Raw genomic sequence first — 6,708 nt, forward strand, 5'->3', positions numbered from 1 at the left:
GCCCTCGAGGATGGCGGCCGGGTCACGGCGCGGGCTGCTGGCGGCCGGGGCCGCCCCGACCGGCGGCGTGCCCGAGGGGACGGACGGCGGGAACGCCGGCACGGGTGCACCGACGACGCCGCTGGCGGCCTGGCTGCCCTGCCGCACCGGCGTCTTGCCCGACAGCGAGCCGTTCGGGTCCCAGTTCTTGTTTTTCTCGGTTTCGGCCGCGTCCTGCTCGGCGGTGCGCTGCGGCACCTTGTTGATGAAGGGCACCGGCACCTTCGCGATGTACAGCGCGACGCCCAGCGCGAGCGCCAGGCCGATCAGCAGGCCGATGATCAGGCCCATTACAAAACCGCCACGTTGGCTTTTCATGCGTTCTCCATCACATCCGGTCGGGGGCGGCCACGCCCAGCACCTGCAGCGCATTGCGCAGCACCTGGGCAGTGGCGGCCAGCAGCGCGAGGCGGGCGCGCGTCAGGTTGGCGTTGTCGGCCAGCAGGAAGCGCTCGGCCGCGTAATAGCTGTGGAAGGCGCTGGCGACGTCGCGCAGGTAGAAGGTGACGTCGTGCGGCGCCAGGTCGGCGGCCGCGTGGGTCAGCATGTCGGGGTACTCGGCCAGCTTCAGCAGCAGGGCCGCCTCGGTCGGCGCGGCCAGCAGCGACAGGTCGGCACCTTTCAGTGCCTCGAGGTCGCCGCCGTGCTCGGCCACCCAGTCGCGCAGCACCTTGCTGATGCGCGCATGGGCGTACTGCACGTAGAACACCGGGTTCTCGTCGTTCTGCTTCAGGGCCAGGTCGACGTCGAAGGTGAACTCGGTGTCGGCCTTGCGGCTGATCATGAAGAAGCGCACCGCGTCGCGGCTGGTCCAGTCGATCAGGTCGCGCAGCGTCACGTAGCCGCCGGCGCGCTTGGAGATCTTCACCTCCTCGCCGCCGCGCATCACGGTGACCATCTTGTTCAGCACGTAGTCGGGGTAGCCGGCGGGGATGTTCTCGCCCACGCCCTGCAGCCCGGCACGCACGCGCGCGATGGTGCCGTGGTGGTCGGTGCCCTGGATGTTGACCACCTTGGTGAAACCGCGCTCCCACTTGTTGATGTGGTACGCCACGTCGGGCACGAAGTAGGTGTAGGTGCCGTCGGACTTGCGCATCACGCGGTCCTTGTCGTCACCGTAGTCGGTGCTGCGCAGCCACAGTGCGCCGCCTTCCTCGAAGGTCTTGCCGGCCGCCTTCAGCTTGGAGACGGTCTGTTCCACGCGCCCGCTGCTGTACAGGCTGGATTCGAGGAAGTAGTTGTCGAAGCGCACGCCGAAGGCCTGCAGGTCCAGGTCTTGTTCGTGCCGCAGGTAGGCCACCGCGAACTGGCGGATGCTGTCGAGGTCGTCGGGGTCGCCCGACGCGGTGAACTCGCGGTCGTCCGACCTGACGGTCTTCTTCGCGAGGAAATCGGCCGCGATGTCGGCGATGTACTCACCGTTGTAGGCCGGCTCGGGCCAACCCGCGTCGCCGGGCTTCAGGCCCTTGATGCGAGCCTGCGTGGTGCTCGCCAGCGTCGCGATCTGCACGCCGGCGTCGTTGTAATAGAACTCGCGCGTGACCTGCCAGCCCTGCGTGGCGAGCAGGCTGCAGATCGCGTCGCCCAGCGCGGCCTGGCGGCCGTGCCCGACGTGCAGCGGGCCGGTCGGGTTGGCCGAGACGAACTCCACCATCACGCGCCGGTCGACCGGCGGCTGGTTGCCGAAGGCCGGGCCGGCCGCCAGGATCTCGCCGATCACCGACTGCTTGGCAGCGGCCTTGAGCCGCAGGTTGATGAAGCCGGGGCCGGCGATCTCGAGCGCCTCGACGTGGCGCTGCACCGCGGGCTGCCGGTTCAGTGCGTCGACCAGGGCCTGGGCCAGTTCGCGGGGGTTCTTCTTCAGCGGCTTGGCCAGCTGCATCGCGAGCGTCACCGCGAAGTCGCCGTGCGAGGCCTGCTTGGGCAATTCGAAGGCGATCGGCACGCTGCTGCCGGGGTGGACATCGGCAACCGCCGCGGCCAGCGCCTGCAGCAGTTCCTGTTTGGCTTGGATCATGGCGGCGATTCTAAGTGGGCCTCGCCGGTGTCCTCGGGGAAACCCGGCGGGGGGCGACCCATCCCGCAAGTTCGGATTTACACCCACTTTGGTGTTCAATTTGGCACACTGAGGTGTGGCGGCGGTGCCAAGATGCCACTCTCGGTCCTCGGGCCCTTCGGCATTACCGTGCCGACAACGCATCACCCATGAGTCTTCCGCTCGCCACGTCCGAACCCGCCACCGTCTCCGGCTTGCCGTTGCCGGCCCAGGTCGGCAAATACCCGGTGCTGCGCCGGCTCGGCGAGGGCGCCACCAGCGAGGTGTTCCTCGCGCGTGACGAGTTCCACCAGCGCGACGTCGCGATCAAGCGGGTGCGCCTGGGTGCGGTCAACGATCCGACCGACGGCCGTTTCTTCGAGCGCTTCTTCGCGGCCGAGGCCGCCCTGGTCGGCCGGCTGCAGCACCCGAACGTGGTGCAGATCTTCGACGCGGTGGCCGACCCGAACGAGTCCTACCTGGTGATGGAGTACGTGTCGGGCCACACGCTGCGCCAGTATTGCCGGGCCGACCAGCTGCTGCCGCTGGAGCTGATCGTCGAAATCGGCTTCAAGTGCGCGATGGCGCTCGGCTACGTGTTCCGCCAGGGCCTGGTGCACCGCGACGTGAAGCCGGCCAACATCCTGGCGGTGATCACCAACGGCAGCATCACCGACGTGAAGGTGACCGACTTCGGCAGCGTGCTGAACATGTCGGCCGAGACAACGCAGGTCTACCGCGTCGGCTCGCTGGCCTACATGGCGCCGGAGCAGCTCGACGGCGCCTCGCTCGACAGCCGGGCCGACATGTATTCGCTCGGCGCGGTGCTGTACCACCTGATCGCCGGGCGCCCGCCCTTCGACGCGCCGTCGCAGTCGGCGATGATGAACCAGGTCTACAACGCGATGCCGATGCCGCCGAGCCAGCTGCGCTCGGGCGTCGGCGAGGGCGTCGATGCCGTGATCCTGCGGGCGCTGGCCAAGCGTGCCGACGACCGCTATGCGAGCTGGGACGAGTTCGCGCAGGCGCTGTCCGGGCTGATCGTCAACCACCAGGTGCCGCGCGGCCAGTTGCAGGGCGTGCTCGATTCGGAGCGCTTCAACCTGCTGCGCACGCTCGACTTCTTCTCCAACTTCGGCGATGTCGAGCTGTGGGAGGTGGTGCACCGCGCCAAGTGGCAGCGCTACACCTTCGGCCATGCGCTGTACCGGCGCGGCGAGGAAACGCGCAACTTCCACATCATTGCGCAGGGCGAGGTCGAGGTCTTCCGCGAAGGCACGAAGGTCGCGCAGCTCGGCGCCGGCACCTCGGTGGGCGAGATGGTCTACCTCGCGCCGAGCGCCGAGCTGCGCCGCCACAGCACCGACGTGATCGTCACCGAATCGGCCACCACGATCACCTTCACGCCCGACACGCTGGCCCAGGTCAGCCCGGGCTGCCGCCACCTGTTCGACGAGGCGTTCATCCGCGTGCTGGTGCGCCGGCTGCATGCGGCGCACGAGGCGCTCGCCCACCCGCGGCGCATCATGTGACACCGGTATCGGTGACATAAAGCGACATAGAGAGATTCATGTTGACTCAAGCTCACGCTTGATCACATTCGGGCTCGGTGCTTCAATCCGGGCCGGCGACACACCGTTCGCCGCACCCCGGAGGAATCCCATGAAGAAACTGAGCACCCTGGTGGCCCTGGGCCTGATCGCRCTGTCCAACGTGGCGTTCGCGGCCGATGCGGCAACCTGCGAGTCGAAGGCGACCGACAAGAAGCTGGCCGGCGCGGCCAAGAACAGCTTCATGAAGAAATGCGAGCGCGAGGCCAAGGCCAGCGGCGCGGGCGCTGCGTGCGAAACGCAGGCCGCCGACAAGAAGCTGAAGGGCGCGGCGAAGAACAGCTTCGTCAAGAAGTGCACGAAGGACGCGTCGGCCCCGGCCGCCGCCGCCTCGGCGGCGAAGTGAGTCAGGCCGGGCCTGCGGTGTCCTGCCAATAGCGGGCATCGCCGTAGGTCTGCTTCAGGAAATCGATCCACAGCCGCACCCGCAGCGGCAGGTGCTTGCGCTGCGGGAACACGGCGTAGATGCCGTTCGGCGGCGCGGCGTAGGCGTCGAGCATGCTGACCAGCGCGCCGCTCGCGACCTCGCCCTCGACCTCCCAGGTCGAGCGCCACGCAATGCCGAGCCCGGCCAGGCACCAGTCGTGCAGGACCTGGCCGTCGCTGCAATCGAGCCGGCCGTTCAGCCGCAGGTGCTGCACTTGGCCGTCGATCGTGAAGGCCCAGCCGCGCGTCTGGCTCGCATCGCTGCTCAGCGTCAGGCATTCATGGTGCGACAGCTCCTGCGGCGTGCGCGGCGTGCCGGCGCGCTTCAGGTAGTCCGGCGTCGCGACGCACAGCCGGCGGTTGTCGGCCAGCCGCACGCTGACCAGGCTGCTGTCGGGCAGCTCGCCGACCCGCACCGCGCAATCGACGCCCTCGTTGACGATGTCGACCAGCCGGTCGCTCAGGTTCAGCGAGACGCTGACCTCGGGATGCAGCGCGAGGAAGCGCGGCACCAGCGGCGCGACGTGGCGGCGGCCGAAGCCGGCCGGTGCCGTCAGGCGCAGGTAGCCGGCCGCCTTGATGCCGCCGGCGCTGACGCTCGATTCGGCATTCGCCAGGTCGGCCAGCAGCCGCTGGCAGTCTTCGAGGAAGGCGCTGCCCTCGTGCGTCAGCGTGATGCGGCGCGTCGTGCGCACCAGCAGCTTGACGCCCAGCCGCTCTTCCAGCGCATCGATGCGCCGGCCGATGACCGCCGGCGCGACGCCCTCGGCATGGGCGGCGGCCGTCAAACTGCCCTTGGCAGCGACCGATACGAACGATTCGATCTGCTTTAGCCGGTCCATGGGCGGCGATTATGCGCGCCGAAGTCATCAATCTGGTTTGATGCCAGCGTCGCGGACGACCTTGCCCCAGCGCGTGTGCTCTGCCTTCAGGAACTGCGCGAACTGCTCCGGCGTGCCGCCCATCGGCGCGCTGCCGTCGGCCAGCAGCGCCGCCAGCGTGTCGGCCCGGCCGAGCGCGCGGTTGACCGCTGCATTGAGCTTGCGCACCACGTCGCGCGGCGTCGCGGCGGGCGCGACCAGGCCCTTCCAGTCGGTCGCCTCGAAGCCGGCCCAGCCCGATTCGGCGATGGTCGGCACCTCGGGCATCACCGGCAGCCGGCGCGCCGACGTGACGGCCAGCGCCCGCAGCTTGCCGCCGCGCACCAGCGCGGTGACGGCCTGCGGCGTGCCGAACATGAAGTCGGTCTGGCCGCCGATCAGGTCGGTCAGCGCCGGGCCGGCGCCCTTGTACGGCACGTTGGTGAAGCTGACGCCGGCGAGCCGGCCGAACATCTCGCCCGCAAGGTGGCCGACCGTGCCGTTCGAAGCCAGCGCCTGCAGCAGCACGCCGGGCTTGGCCTTCGCGGCCGAGACCACCGACGCCAGCGACGTGTGCGGCGATTCGGTGCGCACCACCAGCACCACCGGCAGCGAGGCCACCAGCGCGACCGGCGCGAAATCCTTCAGCGGATCGAACGGCATCTTCGCGAGCAGCGCCGGGTTCACCGCGAGGTTGGCGGTCTGGCCCATGCCGAGCGTGTAGCCGTCGGCCGCGGCCTTCGCGACGGCGTCGAGGCCGATGTTGCCGCCGGCCCCGGCCCGGTTGTCGACGACGAAGTTCCAGCCGGTGTCGGCGCTGATCTTGCCGGTGATCAGGCGCGACACCACGTCGGTCGCGCCGGCCGGCGGGAACGGCACGACCAGGCGGATCGGCTGGCCGGGGAAGGTGGCCTGGGCCGGCGCGGGCCAGGCGGCCAGGGCTGGCAGGCCGGCGAGAAGGGTGCGGCGCAGCGGGTTCATCGGGGCGTGTCTCCGGGGGGTTGTTCGGGGTGAGAGGGTGCGATCACGCCGTCGGTGCGCAGCGCGAGGATCTGCGCGGCGTCGAGCCCGAGCGACTGCAGCAGCGCCTCGGTGTGCTCGCCGATCGCCGGCGGGTCGCTGCGCAGCGGTGGGCGCTGTCCGTCGAGCGTGATCGGCAACAGCGGCGTGCGGGTGCTGCGGCCATCGGGCAGCCTGACCGGCGCGAGGCCGCCGGTGGCCTGCAGGTGCGGGTCGTCGAACAGGTCGTGCGGCCGCGTGATCGGCGCCCACGGCAGGCCGCGGGCCTCGAAGCGCGCACCGATCTCGGCCGCGCGGTGGGCCGCCATGCGCTCGCGCAGCAGCGGCATCATCCAGTCGCGCGCGGTGACGCGCAGGTTGTTGGTCGCGAGGCGCGGGTCGTCCTTCAGGTCGGCGAAGCCGAACGCCTCGCACAGGCCCGCCCACTGGCCGTCGGACACCACCGCGAGGAAGATCTGCTCGCCGCCGGCCACCTCGAAGATGTCGTAGACGCCCCAGGCCGGGATGCGGCTGGGCATCGGCGCGGCCGGCCGGCCGGTGACCGCGAACTGCATCATGTGCTGCGCGACCAGCAGCACGTTGTTCTCGAACAGCGCGCTCTGCACTTCCTGGCCGCGGCCTGTCGTCGCGCGCTGCGCGAGCGCCGCCAGCGCGCCGATCGCGCCGAACAGGCCGCCCATGATGTCGTTGACGCTGCTGCCGGCGCGCAGCGGCTGGC

6 protein-coding genes and 1 pseudogene are annotated in these 6,708 nt (G+C 70.0%); 2 read left to right on the forward strand and 5 right to left on the reverse strand.

Going from position 1 to position 6,708, the window contains the following annotated elements:
• Window positions 1-357: pseudogene (locus AC1D12_RS20520) on the reverse strand (SPOR domain-containing protein); the annotation flags it as partial.
• A 10-nt stretch (window positions 358-367) separates the two neighbouring features.
• Complete coding sequence (gene argS, locus AC1D12_RS20525; RefSeq protein ID WP_477842516.1) at window positions 368-2,056, reverse strand: arginine--tRNA ligase; 1,689 nt, start codon at window positions 2,054-2,056, stop codon at window positions 368-370.
• Between the two features lie 188 nt (window positions 2,057-2,244).
• Between argS and AC1D12_RS20530 the strand changes: the two genes are divergently transcribed.
• Window positions 2,245-3,606 (forward strand): serine/threonine-protein kinase, encoded by a 1,362-nt coding sequence (locus tag AC1D12_RS20530; RefSeq protein ID WP_465111330.1) that lies wholly within the window; start codon window positions 2,245-2,247, stop codon window positions 3,604-3,606.
• A 130-nt stretch (window positions 3,607-3,736) separates the two neighbouring features.
• Window positions 3,737-4,030 (forward strand): hypothetical protein, encoded by a 294-nt coding sequence (locus tag AC1D12_RS20535; RefSeq protein ID WP_047501349.1) that lies wholly within the window; start codon window positions 3,737-3,739, stop codon window positions 4,028-4,030.
• A 1-nt stretch (window position 4,031) separates the two neighbouring features.
• On the opposite strand, the gene AC1D12_RS20540 is transcribed toward AC1D12_RS20535, so the two are convergent.
• The 3 genes from AC1D12_RS20540 to AC1D12_RS20550 all read right to left on the reverse strand — a co-directional run.
• Window positions 4,032-4,952, reverse strand: a complete 921-nt coding sequence (locus AC1D12_RS20540; protein ID WP_465111331.1) for a LysR family transcriptional regulator — start codon at window positions 4,950-4,952, stop codon at window positions 4,032-4,034.
• 27 nt (window positions 4,953-4,979) lie between these two features.
• On the reverse strand, window positions 4,980-5,951 hold the full coding sequence (locus tag AC1D12_RS20545) for a Bug family tripartite tricarboxylate transporter substrate binding protein (protein ID WP_465111332.1): 972 nt from the start codon (window positions 5,949-5,951) through the stop codon (window positions 4,980-4,982).
• Window positions 5,948-6,708 (reverse strand): CoA transferase (locus AC1D12_RS20550; RefSeq protein ID WP_477842517.1); only part of this gene is annotated, 761 nt, incomplete at its 5' end. The genes AC1D12_RS20545 and AC1D12_RS20550, both read right to left, overlap by 4 nt.

It is taken from the genome of Rhizobacter sp. P1_G5 (assembly GCF_056405435.1).

Coding starts and splice junctions, on each gene's coding strand:
- argS (WP_477842516.1), bottom strand. CDS start 2,056: ATGATCCAAGCCAAACAGGAACTGCTGCAGGCGCTGGCCGCGGCGGTT.
- AC1D12_RS20530 (WP_465111330.1), top strand. CDS start 2,245: ATGAGTCTTCCGCTCGCCACGTCCGAACCCGCCACCGTCTCCGGCTTG.
- AC1D12_RS20540 (WP_465111331.1), bottom strand. CDS start 4,952: ATGGACCGGCTAAAGCAGATCGAATCGTTCGTATCGGTCGCTGCCAAG.
- AC1D12_RS20545 (WP_465111332.1), bottom strand. CDS start 5,951: ATGAACCCGCTGCGCCGCACCCTTCTCGCCGGCCTGCCAGCCCTGGCC.